Raw genomic sequence first — 16,829 nt, forward strand, 5'->3', positions numbered from 1 at the left:
GTACTGCATTCACTTGCTAGACATTAGGAGGAAAAATAACCTAGCGGCTCAACCTCTAATTAAAATAAGCATGAGAAACAATATATAAAAATGCATGGCTGATATGCATGTTGTCACCGTCAAGTTTCTTGAACTGTGTTTCGACGAACAAAAATCGTCATGAAAATGGCAATAAAAATCAACGTCAAGATCAACACAATTGTGGAAGCAGAATCAGAGCCGATAAATAAGCTGAGATAAATCCCTAAAAAACCAGAAAGAGCTGCAACAAGTATCGCAATCATTAACATAAAAGAAAATCGTTTTGTGACAAGATAAGCAATTGCTCCTGGCGCTATCAGTAAAGAAATCACAAGCACAATACCAACAGCTTTCAAAGCTGCAACAATTGTAAGAGAAATCATTGTGAGAAGGGTATAGTGGAGCAGTGATATTCGCAACCCCATCGCACGACCTTGTACTGAATCAAAAATATACAGCATAAAATCGCGCCATTTTGCGCCTAAAATAAAAGTAACAATGGCAGAAATGATTGCTGTCTGGGTAATATCAAGCCAATTAACGCCCAACAGATTACCAAATAGAATATGATTTAAATCTAGGCTACTATAGATAGATGTTGCCAAAACAAGCCCTAAACCAAACATCGATGAAAAAACAACACCCATCACTGTATCCTGTTTGATACGACTATTGCTTCCCAAAAAACCCGTTGTAAGTGCACAAACCATACCCGCAACAAAAGCACCGCAAGTAATCAAAGTCATTGTAATATTCTCTGGACGCATATGCTGGAACCAAGCAAATGGCAAAGAAGCTAAAAAAGCTATCACCCACGGTGTTGTCATATAACCAACAACAACACCTGGAAAAACGGCATGGGAAATGGCATCGCCTAACAGGGCCCATCCTTTCAAAATAAGAAAACAAGAAAGCATTGCCATCGGAATAGAAAGGATCATAACAATAAGCATGCCTTTCAACATAAAAGAAAATTGAAAAGGAAGTAGTAATTGATCAATCATGATAACATCACACCTTTTTTTGCTGCATTCATCCGTAAACGTGCAGCAATATACCCGTGTTTAGGAGCAAAAATAAAAGCTAACATAAATAAGAATGCTTGAAAAAGCACGACAACACCACCCGTTTGTGCATTCAAAAAATAGCTCACATAAACACCTAATATACTTGTGAATGTTCCAATTATAACTGCAATAACCAAGATGTTCACAAAACGATCACTTAAAAGATAAGCTGTTGCCCCAGGCGTCACGACCAAACAAATAACCAAAAATGCGCCAACCGTTTGCATAGCAGCAACAGTACAAGCAGCAAGCAGTGTAAAAAAGAGAATCTTTAAAAACTTTACGTTCAATCCAATGGCACGTGCGTGTGTTTCATCAAATAAAGAAACAAGGAGATCTTTCCATTTCAAAAGCAATATGGATAAAGAGAAAAAACCAATAAAAGCTAATTGTATAATGTCTGATGAACTGACTGCTAAAATATTTCCTAAAACAATTGTATCAATATTAACAGCCATTGGTTTTAATGATTTGAGAAATAATCCAAAAGCAAAAAAGGAAGAAAAAATGAGACCAATAATGGTATCTTCTTTCAGTTTTGTCCGCTGATTAAAAAACAGCATAGCTGCCGCAGCAAGACCTCCAGAAAAAAAAGCGCCAAGTGAAAAAGGTAACCCTAAAAGGTAAGCTCCTGCGACACCAGGAACAATCGAATGGGATAGCGCATCCCCAATTAATGACCAACCTTTTAACATCAAAAAAGCCGAAAGAAAGGCACAAACGCACCCCACTAATCCAGAAACCCACATTGCATTCACCATATATTGGTAGCTCAGTGGCTCAAGCAAAAAAGAAATCATGCAACGTGCTCCACTTTTTCAATATTCTCACAAACTGTAGACTGCTTTATCCCCATGAAACCATCATTTTTTTTAGCGCCTTGAAGATCGAAAATATGGTGGTGCAAAGATCCTCCAAAAGTTTTTTCCAGATTTTCCTTTGTAAAGATTTTTTCGGTTAACCCAGAAGCTAAAACGGTTCCTTTAATTAAAACCGTATGATCACAAAATTCCGGAACAGAGCCTAAATTATGGGTAGAGACCAAGATTACGGCTCCTTCTTTACGAAGATCTTGTAACAAAGCAATGATTTTATCTTCTGTTGTCACATCAACCCCTGTAAACGGTTCATCTAATAAAATAGCTTTTGCTTTTTGTGCCAGAGCACGCGCTAGAAAAACGCGCTTTTTCTGTCCACCAGAAAGTTCTCCAATCTGGCGCTTGGCAAAAGGCAACATATCGACGCGTTCCAAGGCAACACGAACAGCTTCATAATCTCGTGTTCTGGCATAGCGAAAGAAATTCATATGACCATAGCGCCCCATCAAGACAACATCTTCAACCAGAACAGGAAAATTCCAATCCACATCTTCACTTTGAGGAACATAAGCAATAAGGTTTTTTTTCAAAGCGACATCAACGGGCAAATCAAACATGCGAATTTTTCCCTTTGAGGGGCGTACAAACCCCATAATCGCTTTAAATAATGTTGATTTACCGGAACCATTAACGCCAACCAATGCTGTAATAGAACCCTTTGGACTTTCAAAGTTTACTTCGCGTAAAGCTGTATGTCCATTACGATAAGTTACCGTTACCCCTTGGGCGAATATTCCACTTTCCGTCATTGGCTTTTTACTCCCTCTAATAAGGCTTTGCTAATACGTCCACTTGTGACACGTAATAAATCAATATAAGTGGGGACCTCACCATTTTTCTCACTGAGAGAATCAACATAGAGAACACCACCGTATTTAGCTCCTGTTTCTCTTGCGACTTGTTTTGCAGGGGCTGGAGAAATTGTGCTCTCAGAAAAAACGGCATGAATATTGTATTTTCGAACCATATCAATAACATGCTTAACTTGCTGCGGGGTTCCTTGCTGATCCGCATTAATGGGCCATAAATAAAGTTCTTTTAGATCAAAATCACGTGCTAAATAGCTAAATGCACCCTCGCTGGTTACAAGCCAACGTTTATCTTGAGGAACTGCTGCCAATTCAGTTCTAATTGGATCAATGGTGGCGCGAATCTTCTGCTTATAAATTTCAGCATTTTCTTTATAAATAGCAGCATGTTCAGGATCATATTTTACAAAGGCATCGCGAATATTATCAACATAAATCAAAGCAGAGGTCGGTGACATCCATGCATGAGGATTCGGTTTGCCACTAAAGGGGCCCTCACCAATTGTAATGGGTACAACGCCTTTTGAGACAACGACACTTGGAACGTCCTTGATATTTTGAAAAAACTTTTCAAACCAAAGTTCTAGCTCTAACCCATTCCATAGGATAAGATTTGCGCCTTGTGCACGCATGAGATCACGAGGGGTGGGTTGATATTCGTGAATTTCAGCACCTGGTTTTGTGATTGATTCAACATCAGCAGCATCACCAGCTACATTTCGTGCCATATCGGCAATAATGGTGAATGTTGTAACAGCTTTAAATTTACTAGCACATACCGCTAAATTGGGAGTAAGAAAAATAAAACTTCCCAGAATGAGAGTAAAAATTTTTTTTATATTCATTAATTTTCTCTTTATTTTATTGCGAATGATTTGCATTATCATTTAGCAATAACAGTTATCTTTTGCATTTGCAATGAAGGATTTTTACAAAAATTAACTTTTCAAGTTCTTTAAAAACAATTCTTTCTTTCCTTGAAAAAAACGGGTGATTTTAAAGAAAAATTGCTTTGTTGTTTTGCAAAGCATTTGATAAAAAGCTGGGATATCTTTCCCATTCGTTGCTGATAAGCCTATGTTTTATAGAACTTTTTATCTCATAAAGTCTGTGTCTTTTCTATTGCTGCTGAATCAACATATCATCCCAATGATAATATATTATTTATAAGGATAGCGTATCGTTTTATTGAGTTAATAACTTGAAGATCATAGGTTTTTCTCATTTTTAACCTTTCTATTATGAATCAATGATTATCTTTTACTTAATCCATTACAAGCAGAGTGAACCTGTGAACAAAAACGATAGAAAGCGATAAAAATGCTTCTTATGGTCTCTCGCCAATACAAGGGACTGTCGGCTACATGGAAGCTAGAACAGAGAAAGTATGATGGAGAAAATTTTTTTTATTAAGCATAAAGAGGATAATTCCCAATAAGCTTTAATCATACCATTCACGTATGCTGTTGTAAAATAGACCTAGAAGCATTGAAATATGTTTCTTAAAAAAGCGCACATTTGAAAAAATATTATGTTTAAAAGCCTTATAAGCAATTCTCACTTTTATCTGCTAAAATGGAGCAAAAATATTGCGTATATCTGTTTGATCTACCTCTGAAATGAAAATGCAGCTTTTTTAGAGGAGAATATAAGATACAAAGTAAAAACATCTTCCGATGATCTTCCCTTTTTAATTCAGTTTTTACATAAAATGAATTTTGAAAATCCAAAGGATTTTAGTATGTTGCTGATGGTGCTAGTAAATCAGGTTAGCCAAGTTATTGACAGTTATAATGCAATTTTTGCGTTTTTCTAAAGCATCTCAAACAATATCTTTTAATTCATAGAATGTGTATTGCTCCATGTTTTTACTCTTATTTTTCAATGAGATCACATTCTTCACACAAAAACAGAACGCTTAAAACAGAGACTTATCATGTTATTCACGCGACTTGTTTTAACAAAACACCTTATATTTATTTCATGGGTTTGAGCAGTAAGGTACAGACCCCAAAGGGGATGAAATCCACTGAACACCGTCATTGATTTTACAAAATGCGGTATCATTATTTTATTTTTTTAATCCCATTGTTGCACGATCAATTCTTCATATTGCAACAGATTTTGGCATTTGAGAGCTTGTGTAAGAAGCATTTTTATTTCTTTTTTATGGTTTCTAAACAGCTGCTCTACTTTAAGGTAGGAGAATAAAAGATTTTGATTCATTCGAAGAGGATCTGAAATGATAAGTCCCATAATATTGAGGATTCTTATTTAAGATAAAAAAATTATCAATGAATGAATTATCGTAAAGTTCTCTTTCAAAAAATTCCATAGACTGCGAACCTTTAAAAAATAAAGGAGCACTCATAAAATGCTCCTGTTTTTATAAAAGTCATTTGAAAATACTCAATGACGAAGACAAGCCCCTGTCGTTTTAGTGACATTTTCTATTACTTTTGCAGCAATTTCTTCTAGGTCTTTATCTGTCAAAGTGCGTTCAATCGGTTGAATAACAATTTCAATGGCAACAGATTTTTTATCTTCACCAAGGCTCTGATCTTCAAAAAGATCAAAAACCTGTACAGAATGAATAAGTTTTTTATCGGCTCCCTGAGCAGCACGAACAATAAGAGAAGAAGCAACCGTTTTGTCAACGATAAATGCAAAATCACGCCGCACCATTTGAAACGGTGATAATTTCAAAGGAGAACGGCTTTTCGTTGTTTTTTTCTTTGGTTCTGGAATTTGATCTAGAAAAATTTCAAAGCCGCATAAAGGACCACTGATATCTAATTTTTCTAAGGTCGCTGGATGAAAAACACCAAAAAAACCAAGAATAATTTTTGAACCAAGTTTTATGACTCCTGAACGACCTGGATGATACCAATCAGGGGCTCCAACTTCAATCTGTACTTTTCCAACATCTATATCGCATGCTTCTAAAACGGCTAAAGCATCTGCTTTGGCATCAAAAACATCAACAGCTGTTGCATTTCCATTCCAAAAACGCCCAGCCCCTTCAAATTTCTCTGTGCCACGACGAATCCCACTTACAACACGTCGTTGTTTATCAGGGGTATCACCTTCATAAATGCTGGAAACTTCAAACAAAGCAAGATCAGAAAAACCACGATCAGCATTTCTCTGTGCTGCCATAAGCAAACCAGGTAAAAGAGAAGGACGCATCACTGACATATCAGCGGCAATAGGATTGACCAATTTAAGCTCTGTTTGACCTCCCCCAAAAGCCAGAGCTTGATTTTCGGAGATAAAAGACCATGTTACCGCTTCTTTCATGCCGCGATGGGCCAAAGCCAAACGGGTAGCGCGTGAACGAATTTGTGCGCATGTTAAAACTTGATCTTTTCCTTTTACGAAGTTTTCCAAAGGAATAGGTTTAATTTTATCTAACCCATAAATTCTCATGACTTCTTCCACCAAATCGGCTTTACCCATAATATCAGGGCGCCATGATGGTACTTTTACTGTAACGACATCTCCTTTTCCCTCAACGCAAAATCCAAGTTTCGTTAAAATAGAGATGACTTTTGCTGGCTCTATTTCCAAATGTGTCAAACGTTTAATTTCAGAAAAAGGAAAAGCGATTTGTTTGGTTTCTTGTTGCTGATAGCCAATAATTTTTGCCTTGGATATTTCACCACCACAAAGACGTAAGATCAATTCTGTTGCAATCTCAAGCCCTGTTTCCATAAAAGCTGGATCAACACCCCGTTCGAACCGATAACGTGCATCACTGATAAGTCCTAATGTTCGCCCTGTTTGTGCGATGCTTTGCGCATCCCAAAGCGCCGATTCAATAATAACGCGCCGTGTTGTTTCATCACAGCTTGTTCTCTCACCACCCATGATACCAGCAATTGAAACAACACTTTCTTCATCGGCAATAACACAATCCTGAACACTCAAATGATAGATTTTTCCATTAAGTGCTTGAAGTTGTTCTCCTTCATACGCACAACGAACATACAAATTCCCTTTAATTTTGTCAGCATCAAAAACATGGAGCGGACGACCAAGGTCAAAACTGATGTAATTGGTCATGTCAACAAGCGCATTAATCGGTCTTAAACCAATTGCATTCAAACGTTGTTGCATCCACTGTGGTGATGGACCATTTTGAACATTGCGCACTTCACGCCAAGCAAAACCTAAGCATAACGATTTGCTGGACGAGAAATCCAAAGAAACATCAAGTGGTGTTTCAAAGGTAACATCGAATTGTGATAAGGATAATTCTTTTAATTGCCCGATTCCAGCAGCGGCAAGATCACGGGCAATGCCACGAACACCTGTGCAATCAGAGCGATTGGGAGTCAAACCAATATCAATGATCGGATCATCTAAACCAGCATAAGCTGCAAATTCCCCCCCAATAGGTGCATCTTCTGGAAGTTCGATAATCCCATCATGTTCACCTGATAATTCAAGCTCTGCCGATGAACACATCATCCCAAAACTTTCAACACCACGGATTTTTCCTACAGATAATGTCACATCGAGTCCTGGAATGTAAGTACTGGGTAACGCAAGAACACCAACAAGTCCTGCACGTGCATTTGGTGCTCCACAGACAACTTGAACAGGTGTACCAGAACTTGTATCTACGGATAAAATCTGGAGTTTGTCTGCATCAGGATGTTTTACTGCCGTTAAAACTTTCGCAATCACAAAACCTTTTAAAGAAGAACGATCATCAACATGGTCAACCTCAAGACCGATCGCTGTGAGTTTCTCACAAATTTCATCCAAAGATGCATCTGTCTCTAAGTGATCTTTTAACCACGACAAAGTAAATTTCATTTTAAAACCTCACATGAAAGCGATGATAAGATCACACATTTCTATTAGGAAAAAAAGCGGGCATATCAAAGCAGCGAAAGCCATAATGGTCTAGCCAACGCAGATCAGCATCAAAAAAAGCGCGTAAATCAGGCATGCCGTATTTTAACATGGCAATACGATCAATACCCATTCCCCATGCAAAGCCTTGATATTCATCGGGATCTAAACCAACATTTTTCAACACATGAGGATGCACCATTCCACATCCTAAAATTTCCAACCAATCCTGTCCTTCGCCAAATTTTACTTCTGAACCAGAACGATCACATTGAATATCTACTTCCATAGAGGGTTCAGTAAAAGGGAAAAAAGAGGGACGAAAACGCATTTTTACTGAAGCAACTTCAAAAAACTCTTTACAAAAAGTTTCATGCAGCCACATCATATGGGCGATGGTAGAGGTTTTATCAATGACAAGACCTTCGACCTGATGAAACATGGGCGAATGCGTTGCATCTGAATCCATACGATATGTTTTCCCAGGAATAATGATCCGTATCGGTGCTTTTTGTTTTTCTAGTGTGCGAATTTGTACAGGCGAGGTATGGGTTCGCAATAATTTGCGTTCTCCCATTTTATCAACATTAAAAAAGAAGGTATCATGCATTTCACGTGCTGGATGCCCTTCAGGAAAGTTCAATGCCGTAAAATTATAATAATCTGTTTCAATATCTGGTCCTTCTGCAAGTGAAAAACCCAATTTTGTATAAATGGCGATAATTTCTTCAATCACCTGTGAAATAGGGTGAATACGCCCCCGTTCCATAGGCGAAGAACGAACAGGCAAGGTAATATCAACCGTTTCACGAGAAAGACGGGCATTCATTTCTTGTCTTTTCAGAAGATCACGCTTTTGCGTCCATAATTCTAAAATGCGATTTTTTAATCCATTAAGAACGGGGCCAACTTTTTGGCGCTCGCTCGCCTCCATCTTTCCTAATGCTTTTAATTTTTCAGAGATGCTGCCTTTTTTACCCAATGCTGCAATACGCACTGTTTCAAGTGCCTGTTCATCACCTGCAGCTTCTAAGGCTAAACAAATTTCTTGTTCCAGACGCTCAATATCGTTCATATTTTTGCCTATTTTTAATAAAAAAAACCCGCACTCGCAATAGCCAGTACGGGACCTCGAATAAATAAATGCTTTAAGAGAACACGACTGGCTTACTTGACAGCGCTTTCAAAAGCATTGGGCGTCGTGTCTTTTAAATATTCTAAAGCTTTTTTCGCCGAAGCAACTAAAGCAGAAAATGCTTCTGCCTCATAGATTGCTATATCTGAAAGAACTTTACGATCAACTTCAATACCGGCTTTCGATAAGCCATCAATAAAACGTCCATACGTTAAACCTTCTGCACGAACAGCCGCATTAATTCTCTGAATCCACAAAGCGCGGAAAGTACGCTTTCTATTTTTGCGATCACGATAAGCATACTGCTTTGAACGATCAACGGCTGCCTTAGCAGCACGAATGGTATTTTTACGCCGACCGTAAAAGCCTTCCGCTTGTTTAAGAACTTTTTTGTGCTTAGCGTGTGCTGTCACACCTCTTTTCACACGTGCCATGTTATAATCTCCTCAAAATCAAAAGCGCAAGGTTTAATGACCATTCGGCAAATAATGGTGAATAACTTTTTTAGCATCTTGTTCACACAAAACCATTGTTCCACGTGCATCGCGAATAAATTTATTCGAACGCTTAATCATGCCGTGGCGCTTACCGGCGGCTGCTACTTTAATTTTGCCTGACGCAGTGATTTTAAACCGCTTTTTAGCGGATGATTTGGTCTTCATCTTGGGCATTTTGCTACTCCATACATTAATTAACTCAATCGAATATTTCATCCATTCAAGTGGACCAACACTTGAATAAGCATTTAAACAGCCACGGCATGCCCTGCCGGGCGGTTCTCCAGAGACGTTTTCATAAGCTAGTATACATAAAATAGCAAGAGCATATTACAAAAAAATTGGCGCTCCATTGCCTTGAATTTCAACCAAAGGTGCCGGAATAGCATTTGTTTTGCTTGCGGCTTTACAGAGATCCGCAATAATACATTGCCTACATTGTGCTTTACGTGCTTGGCAGATGTAACGCCCATGCAAAATCAGCCAATGATGCGCATGACGAAGATAATGAATCGGTATAATTTTTAATAATTTTTTCTCAACAATCTCTGGTGTTTTGCCAGGTGCCAAACCAAGACGATTGCTTAAGCGAAAAATATGTGTATCGACCGCCAAGGTAGGTTGACCGAAAGCAACATTCAAAACGACATTAGCTGTTTTGCGCCCCACGCCTGGAAGGGCCATAAGTGCTTCACGCGTATCAGGGACTTGACCACCATATTGCTCCATTAAACAGTTGCAAAGTGCATAAACATTGCGTGCTTTTGCACGCCAAAGGCCAATTGAACGGATATGATGTGCTATTTCTTCTTCTCCTAATGCAACCATTTTTTCCGGTTGATCAGCAAGGCGAAAGAGTTCTTTTGTCGCTTTATTAACGCTTACATCTGTCGCTTGAGCTGAAAGAACAACGGCAATCAATAGTGTAAAAGTGTTTATATAGTTAAGATCACTCTTAGGTGTCGGGCGTTGCACAGAAAAACGGCGAAATATTTCTGCAATTTCATCTTTATTATATAATATACCAGATAAATTTCGCACTTTTGATAATTTTATGGTATTTCGAGGTATTTTTATGTTACTTTGAGCCATGGAACTCTCTTAATCTTCTCTCTTGAAGTTATCATTCACGCTCGCCATATGAGAAGAATGCAGCGAACACTTTATATAGGGTTTGGTTAAGTCAAGCCGCTTTAAAGAGGATACTCATGAATGACACATGTGACACCTTTCTCCAATCCTTTTCTTTTAGGATTTGAAACCGTAGAAAAAATATTACAACGTATCGGTAAAGCTGATGAGGCTTACCCAGCCTATAATATTGAACGCTTACATAAAAACGATGATGCAAATCATATCCGGATAACTTTAGCTGTTGCTGGATTTAAGATTAATCATCTTAATATTTTGCTCGATGATAATCAATTGGTTATTCATGGTAAACAAACAGACAATCAAAATCATCAATATTTATATCGCGGTATAGCCGCGCGGCAATTCCAGCGGACCTTTGTTCTTGCGGAAGGGATGAATGTGACAAATGCTGAGTTGAAAAATGGTCTTTTATCAATTAATCTGTATCAACCAAAACTAAAAAAAGAAATAAAACAGATTCCAATTAAAGTCAGTAGTGGTGAGTCATAAAATTTAAGGCGTAAAGGAACAGTGAAATGGGAGAACATAAACAAAGCTTATCGTTTCAGAACACGTCCTACTCTGATGCGGGACAGATTGCTTATTTAAAAAAGGTTTGTACAGATGATCTGGCTAAAAACTTTCCAGATCTTCCACCTATGACCCCAGGCATTACCATATGGGCGCTTTTTGGTGAAACAGGTTATCCGATCATTTTATCCGATGAGCGCTCTATTGCTCTTGCTGGAGCCAATGAGCACGAACTCCAAATTGTCACTCTACACTAGATTGCGCTTTACGAGAAAAAACTTAAGCTCTTTTAAATTCTGTCCGTTTTTTCTCAATTAAAGGGCATTGAGCTGTATTTCTCTTTAAAGTAAGTGTAAAGGGAGTGGTGCTCTATAAGTGTATTCATTTATGGGGCTTTGATACCATTCACCGGTTTGATTTGGAATATCACTATGGAGGCTTTTAAAAGTCATAAAGCTTAAAGTGTAAGGATATGGTAAGTTTTACCATTAGGCCTTCATATTCTTCACCCATTAGGTTGTTCTCTGATACCAGAAGTTACGCAAACAGATAGATGCCAATATACGCGCTAAATCTAGCATATAAAAGTCTGGAAGAATTTGTGCTGCGTTGAATCGTTTTGACACTTGTTTCAAACATGCATTTATGCTGGGATTAGATGTTGATTAACAGGTCATAGAAAAATAAAAGCTTTGTGTCTTTATGAGGAAGTTTATGCAGGGCTTCTAATTTTGTGCTTCAAATGCTTCAGTACAAGGTATTTTTCTTTTTTGAATATTAAAGCTCTTGTTTTTATAGTGAAGTTACAGCACAACAAGCAAAATGAAATTATTTGAGGGGAAAAATAATGCCTTCTTATCGTTCAAGAATATCGACACACGGGCGTAATATGGCAGGAGCTCGCGGTCTTTGGCGTGCAACAGGGATGAAAGATGCGGATTTCGGTAAACCGATTATTGCGATTGCAAATTCTTTTACACAATTTGTACCAGGGCACGTCCATTTAAAAGATCTTGGACAATTGGTTGCACAACAGATAGCCATTGCCGGTGGTGTAGCAAAAGAGTTTAACACCATTGCTGTCGATGATGGAATTGCCATGGGACACGATGGAATGCTCTATTCTTTACCTTCACGTGAAATCATTGCTGATTCTGTAGAATATATGGTCAACGCCCATTGTGCGGATGCTCTTGTCTGCATTTCTAATTGTGACAAAATTACACCTGGAATGTTAATGGCTGCTTTACGGTTGAATATTCCAACAATCTTTGTTTCAGGTGGTCCTATGGAAGCCGGTAAGATTAAATGGAAAGATCAAGATTTAAGGGTTGATTTGGTTGATGCCATGGTTGCAGCCGCTTCAGAACAGAACTCAGAAGAAGAAGTTGCTGAAATGGAACGTGCTGCTTGTCCTACATGTGGTTCTTGTTCAGGAATGTTTACGGCCAATTCCATGAATTGCTTAACAGAAGCCTTAGGGCTTTCTCTTCCCGGAAATGGATCAGTGCTCGCAACGCATGCAGATCGACGGATGCTTTTTGAAGAAGCTGGAAGGCAGATTATTGTATTGACCAAGCGTTACTACGAAAGAAATGATGAAACAGTTTTGCCACGCTCTATTGCTTCACGCAAGGCTTTTGAAAATGCTATGACCGTTGATATTGCCATGGGGGGATCAACCAATACGGTACTGCATCTTTTAGCCGCGGCGCAAGAAGGTGAGGTGGATTTTACCATGACGGATATTGATCACCTTTCACGTCGTGTTCCAGTTTTATGCAAGGTTGCTCCTGCTGTTGCAAATGTCCATATGGAAGATGTTCATCGCGCGGGTGGTATTATGGGGCTTTTAGGCGAATTGGATGCGGCGGGACTCATTGATACCTCAGTTTATACGGTTCACGCAAAAACGATGAAAGAAGCTCTTGAGCATTGGGATGTAAAACAAACCAATGAATCAACAGTTTGTGCATTTTATCGTGCTGCTCCAGGGGGGATTCCAACACAGACAGCTTTTAGCCAATCTTGTCGCTATGAGACTCTTGATCTTGATCGTGAAAAAGGTGTGATTCGCGATAGGGAACATGCCTATTCACAAGATGGAGGATTGGCAGTTCTTTATGGAAATCTTGCCAAAGATGGCTGTATTGTAAAAACAGCAGGTGTTGATCAATCAATTTTGACTTTTAAAGGTCCAGCAAGAATTTTTGAAAGTCAAGATTCAGCTGTTTCAGCAATCTTAAATGATAAAGTTAAATCAGGTGAAATTGTTTTAATCCGTTATGAAGGACCACGTGGGGGACCTGGAATGCAAGAAATGCTTTATCCAACCAGTTATCTTAAGTCTAAAGGATTGGGTAAGGTTTGTGCACTTGTGACAGATGGACGTTTTTCAGGGGGAAGCTCAGGGCTTTCGATAGGACATGTTTCACCAGAAGCGGCTGAAGGAGGAGAAATTGCGTTGGTGGAAGAAGGGGATATCATAGAAATTGACATTCCAAACCGGAGTATTCATATGTTGGTTGATGACGTTGAGATGAAGAAGCGTCGTGCTAACATGGAAGCAAAAGGAAAAGATGCTTGGCAACCGATTGAGAAGCGCCAGCGCAAAGTTTCAAAGGCTCTCAAAGCTTATGCTGCAATGACAACATCTGCTGCAAAGGGTGCAGTTCGTAGCATATGATTACGTGAAAGGTCCGGTTTATGGAAAATGAACGGTGTGATAAAAGATTGAGTAAGTTTTTTTCCTAATATTCCAAGCTGATTATTTTACCTTGCTCTGGAAAAATATTTTAAACTAGGGAGCATAGGGTACATAAGGTTTTGAGAGAGAAGTAAAAATACAGTGCTATGATTGTTGGATTTTACAAGAAAATAAACAATTGGTTTGAGGAAATATCTATACACTTGCTTTCTTTGTATGCGTTTAATGCTTTTTAACAGATTTTACATGAAAACGCTGATAATAGCGTGCAAAATCTAATATGCATGAGAACAATCAAGAAAAAATAAAGTGTTGGCCTATAAAAGATTATTTTTTTCCAGTTGTTTGAGGTGATAAATTGCTTCTAAAGCTTGTTTAGGAGAGAGCTCATCGGGATGAATATTTTTTAAAGCTTCGTGAAGTGCATCGTGTTTGTTGCTTTTTTCGTTGAGAGGAGAGGTTGCTTTAAGAGAAAAGAGCGGTAAGTCATCAATGAGTTTATGTCCTTTTCCCGCCATTTCACCTTGTTCGAGTTGATGGAGGACATCTGTTGCTCGTGTAATAACAGCTGGAGGAAGCCCAGCAAGCTTTGCAACTTGTACACCATAGGATCGGTCAGCAGCTCCTGGTGCGACCTCATGGAGAAAAACCACATCACCATTCCAATTTTTAACTTTCATGGTTACATTATGCAGTCTGTCAAGTTTTTCGGTAAGAGCAGTCATTTCATGAAAATGGGTAGCGAGAATAGCACGACAATGGTTAACTTCATGGAGATATTCAACGGCTGCCCAAGCAATGGAAAGTCCATCAAAGGTTGATGTTCCACGTCCTATTTCATCAAGAATAACAAGAGAATGGTGACTTGCATGATTGAGAATCGTTGCTGTTTCAACCATTTCCATCATAAAGGTTGAGCGCCCCCGAGCAAGATCATCGGAAGCCCCAACACGACTAAACAGACGATCAACAACGCCAATATGCGCTGAAGTTGCTGGAACAAAGGATCCCATTTGTGCCATAATCGCAATAAGCGCATTTTGCCGCAAAAAAGTTGATTTTCCTCCCATATTCGGTCCTGTCAAAAGCCAGATTGCTGCATATTGCTGATTTTCTTGCACAGAGAGATCACAATGATTGGCAACAAAGGGCTCGGCTGCTTGTTTGCGGAGTGCTTGTTCTACAACTGGATGGCGACCTGCGGTGATATGAAAGGTTAGTGAATGATCAATTTTAGGGCGGCAATATCCTTGTTCTTCAGCAAGATGCGCTAAAGCGACAGAAACATCTAAAATAGCAAGGGCTTCAGCGGCTTTACGGATAAAATCAACGTGTTCGATAATTTCTTGAACAAGCGTATCAAAGATCTCCAGTTCAAGCGTCAATGCGTGATTGGCAGCATGAGCAATACGGCTTTCAAGATCAGCAAGTTCTGTTGTCGTAAAACGCATAGCATTTGCCATTGTTTGCCGATGAATAAAACGTGCTTTGGCTTGTGGATTATTTGTAAGGGCAGATGCTTGTATACTGGTGACTTCAATGAAATAGCCTAGAATATTATTATGCTTTATTTTAAGCGTCTTAATATCTGTTTCTTGGGCATATTGCGCTTGAAGTTCAGCAATGACACGGCGTGATTCATCCCGTAAGGCACGCATTTCATCGAGCTCTTGATGATAATTGGAACGAACAAAACCACCATCACGTTTAAGCAGAGGCAGATCATCAGCCAATGCTTGGTCTAAATGGCAATGTAAAGCAACGGGTAGATTTGAAAACACCTGTTGTATATCACTTATTTCTTGAGGTAAGAGCTCATGATTAAGAAGCTGATGAATTTCATGAATGATTTCAAAGCCGCGTTGAATCGTTGCCATATCACGGGGACCTCCTCGTCCAAGAGCCAAACGTGAAACAGCCCGCGGCATATCTGGTCCCCCTTTTAAAGTGAGTTTTATCGCTTCTGCAAGAGAAGGATTACGGAGAAAAAAATCGATAGAATCCAAACGGGTATCAATAGCTGAAGGGGTGGTAAGAGGAGCAATAAGGCGATCAATGAGAAGGCGAGAGCCTCCTCCTGTTACAGTGCGATCAATAGCTTTTAATAAGCTTCCATCCCGTTGACCTGATGTTGTTCGAATAAGCTCAAGGCTTAGTCTGGTTGCAGCATCAATAAAAAGGGTAGCGCTTTCATTTTGGCGCTCAGGTTGCATGAGGGGAGGACGATGCGTGATTTGTGTTTTTTCGATATAACGAATAGCAGCTATGATGGCAGAGAGTTCACAGCGTGAATAATCGGCAACACCTTCAAGCGTTGAAAGTTTAAAATAAGTGCAAATATCGCGTTCAGCAGTGAGGGTATCAAAAAGACACGCCGGTTGAGGTGAAACGATACGATCAAGAACATTAAAAAGTGATTTGTGCGATTGATCATGAAAAAAGGAATCAGCAACAATGATCTCTTGTGGATCGACACGCATAATATCGGCTAAAAGTTTTTCTTGGCGGCTTTCAGTTACACGAAATATGCCTGTTGAGATATCAATCCAAGAAAGGGCAAATTCTTCTCCATCACTGGTTTTTATACGAGAAAGTGTCATCAAATAATTTGCGCGTGTTGGATCAAGGAGTTTTTCTTCTGTTATTGTTCCAGGGGTTACAAGGCGAACAACATCACGCCGAACAACAGATTTTGAGCCGCGTTTTTTTGCCTCAGCAGGATCTTCTGTTTGTTCACAAACAGCAACGCGATAACCACAAGCAATCAATTTTTGTAAATAATCATCTGCAGCATGAACGGGAACACCACACATAGGAATATCTTGCCCTAAATGTTTTCCGCGTGCTGTGAGAGTGATTCCTAAAGCCTGAGCAGCTTCAATTGCATCATTAAAAAAGAGTTCATAAAAATCCCCCATTCGGTAAAAAAGAAGAGAATCATGATGGACGGCTTTGATTTCTATATATTGCTCCATCATAGGAGTAAGACGTTCTTGAGAGGAAGCAGGCTGTGGAATTAAATTATTTTTATGGTCGTTTTTTTTATCCATTTCTACGTGGCCTGTTCCTTTTCAGTGAAGCTTTTACTCTTTTTCTGTTTACTTCGATATTTATTTATCTCTAAATTGAAACACATCATTAGATTTGCTAAGGCTAAAGCATAGCGATTTTTAACATATGAATCAAA

13 protein-coding genes are annotated in these 16,829 nt (G+C 39.0%); 3 read left to right on the forward strand and 10 right to left on the reverse strand.

Annotation, left to right across the window (positions count from 1 at the left end):
• Positions 1-119: 119 nt before the first annotated feature.
• The 9 genes from FJG96_RS02950 to nth all read right to left on the reverse strand — a co-directional run bounded on the left by FJG96_RS02950 (position 120) and on the right by nth (position 10,362).
• A complete protein-coding gene (locus FJG96_RS02950; RefSeq protein WP_139412662.1) occupies positions 120-1,025 on the reverse strand; it encodes a metal ABC transporter permease in 906 nt (301 codons plus the stop codon).
• The gene (locus FJG96_RS02955) at positions 1,022-1,888 is read right to left on the reverse strand and encodes a metal ABC transporter permease (protein WP_139412663.1); all 867 of its coding nucleotides are present in this window, start codon (positions 1,886-1,888) and stop codon (positions 1,022-1,024) included. Before FJG96_RS02955 ends, FJG96_RS02950 begins: the two co-directional genes overlap by 4 nt.
• A complete protein-coding gene (locus FJG96_RS02960; RefSeq protein WP_139412664.1) occupies positions 1,885-2,715 on the reverse strand; it encodes a manganese/iron ABC transporter ATP-binding protein in 831 nt (276 codons plus the stop codon). The genes FJG96_RS02955 and FJG96_RS02960 overlap by 4 nt, the downstream gene beginning before the upstream one ends.
• Positions 2,712-3,620, reverse strand: a complete 909-nt coding sequence (locus FJG96_RS02965; protein ID WP_005774423.1) for a metal ABC transporter substrate-binding protein — start codon at positions 3,618-3,620, stop codon at positions 2,712-2,714. Before FJG96_RS02965 ends, FJG96_RS02960 begins: the two co-directional genes overlap by 4 nt.
• Positions 3,621-5,184: 1,564 nt before the next feature.
• Positions 5,185-7,599: a phenylalanine--tRNA ligase subunit beta gene (pheT, locus tag FJG96_RS02970; protein ID WP_139412665.1), complete on the reverse strand. Its 2,415-nt coding sequence runs from the start codon at positions 7,597-7,599 to the stop codon at positions 5,185-5,187.
• Between the two features lie 31 nt (positions 7,600-7,630).
• Positions 7,631-8,713: a phenylalanine--tRNA ligase subunit alpha gene (pheS, locus tag FJG96_RS02975; protein WP_139412666.1), complete on the reverse strand. Its 1,083-nt coding sequence runs from the start codon at positions 8,711-8,713 to the stop codon at positions 7,631-7,633.
• A gap of 92 nt (positions 8,714-8,805) precedes the next feature.
• Positions 8,806-9,207 carry a 50S ribosomal protein L20 gene (gene rplT, locus FJG96_RS02980; protein WP_005774428.1) on the reverse strand — a complete coding sequence of 134 codons (402 nt, stop codon included), beginning with the start codon at positions 9,205-9,207 and terminating at the stop codon, positions 8,806-8,808.
• 33 nt (positions 9,208-9,240) lie between these two features.
• Entirely contained in the window at positions 9,241-9,444 is a 204-nt protein-coding gene (gene rpmI / locus FJG96_RS02985; RefSeq protein ID WP_120100283.1) for a 50S ribosomal protein L35, read from the reverse strand.
• A 156-nt stretch (positions 9,445-9,600) separates the two neighbouring features.
• Entirely contained in the window at positions 9,601-10,362 is a 762-nt protein-coding gene (gene nth, locus FJG96_RS02990; RefSeq protein ID WP_005774430.1) for an endonuclease III, read from the reverse strand.
• 120 nt (positions 10,363-10,482) lie between these two features.
• Between nth and FJG96_RS02995 the strand changes: the two genes are divergently transcribed.
• The 3 genes from FJG96_RS02995 to ilvD all read left to right on the forward strand — a co-directional run bounded on the left by FJG96_RS02995 (position 10,483) and on the right by ilvD (position 13,621).
• Positions 10,483-10,914 (forward strand): Hsp20 family protein, encoded by a 432-nt coding sequence (locus tag FJG96_RS02995; RefSeq protein ID WP_139412667.1) that lies wholly within the window; start codon positions 10,483-10,485, stop codon positions 10,912-10,914.
• Positions 10,915-10,940: 26 nt separating this feature from the next.
• On the forward strand, positions 10,941-11,192 hold the full coding sequence (locus FJG96_RS03000) for a BQ00720 family protein (RefSeq protein WP_005774433.1): 252 nt from the start codon (positions 10,941-10,943) through the stop codon (positions 11,190-11,192).
• Between the two features lie 590 nt (positions 11,193-11,782).
• The gene (ilvD, locus tag FJG96_RS03005; protein WP_139412668.1) at positions 11,783-13,621 is read left to right on the forward strand and encodes a dihydroxy-acid dehydratase; all 1,839 of its coding nucleotides are present in this window, start codon (positions 11,783-11,785) and stop codon (positions 13,619-13,621) included.
• A 338-nt stretch (positions 13,622-13,959) separates the two neighbouring features.
• On the opposite strand, the gene mutS is transcribed toward ilvD, so the two are convergent.
• Entirely contained in the window at positions 13,960-16,692 is a 2,733-nt protein-coding gene (mutS, locus tag FJG96_RS03010; RefSeq protein WP_139412669.1) for a DNA mismatch repair protein MutS, read from the reverse strand.
• Positions 16,693-16,829 lie beyond the last annotated feature (137 nt).

It is taken from the genome of Bartonella mastomydis (genome assembly GCF_900185775.1).
GTDB lineage: Bacteria > Pseudomonadota > Alphaproteobacteria > Rhizobiales > Rhizobiaceae > Bartonella > Bartonella elizabethae.

Bases quoted from the DNA above. Each gene is read 5' to 3' on its own strand.
- mutS (WP_139412669.1), bottom strand. From the start codon at position 16,692: ATGGATAAAAAAAACGACCATAAAAATAATTTAATTCCACAGCCTGCT.
- FJG96_RS02950 (WP_139412662.1), bottom strand. From the start codon at position 1,025: ATGATTGATCAATTACTACTTCCTTTTCAATTTTCTTTTATGTTGAAA.
- rplT (WP_005774428.1), bottom strand. From the start codon at position 9,207: ATGGCACGTGTGAAAAGAGGTGTGACAGCACACGCTAAGCACAAAAAA.
- FJG96_RS03000 (WP_005774433.1), top strand. From the start codon at position 10,941: ATGGGAGAACATAAACAAAGCTTATCGTTTCAGAACACGTCCTACTCT.
- pheT (WP_139412665.1), bottom strand. From the start codon at position 7,599: ATGAAATTTACTTTGTCGTGGTTAAAAGATCACTTAGAGACAGATGCA.
- FJG96_RS02995 (WP_139412667.1), top strand. From the start codon at position 10,483: ATGACACATGTGACACCTTTCTCCAATCCTTTTCTTTTAGGATTTGAA.
- pheS (WP_139412666.1), bottom strand. From the start codon at position 8,713: ATGAACGATATTGAGCGTCTGGAACAAGAAATTTGTTTAGCCTTAGAA.
- FJG96_RS02965 (WP_005774423.1), bottom strand. From the start codon at position 3,620: ATGAATATAAAAAAAATTTTTACTCTCATTCTGGGAAGTTTTATTTTT.
- FJG96_RS02960 (WP_139412664.1), bottom strand. From the start codon at position 2,715: ATGACGGAAAGTGGAATATTCGCCCAAGGGGTAACGGTAACTTATCGT.
- FJG96_RS02955 (WP_139412663.1), bottom strand. From the start codon at position 1,888: ATGATTTCTTTTTTGCTTGAGCCACTGAGCTACCAATATATGGTGAAT.
- nth (WP_005774430.1), bottom strand. From the start codon at position 10,362: ATGGCTCAAAGTAACATAAAAATACCTCGAAATACCATAAAATTATCA.
- rpmI (WP_120100283.1), bottom strand. From the start codon at position 9,444: ATGCCCAAGATGAAGACCAAATCATCCGCTAAAAAGCGGTTTAAAATC.
- ilvD (WP_139412668.1), top strand. From the start codon at position 11,783: ATGCCTTCTTATCGTTCAAGAATATCGACACACGGGCGTAATATGGCA.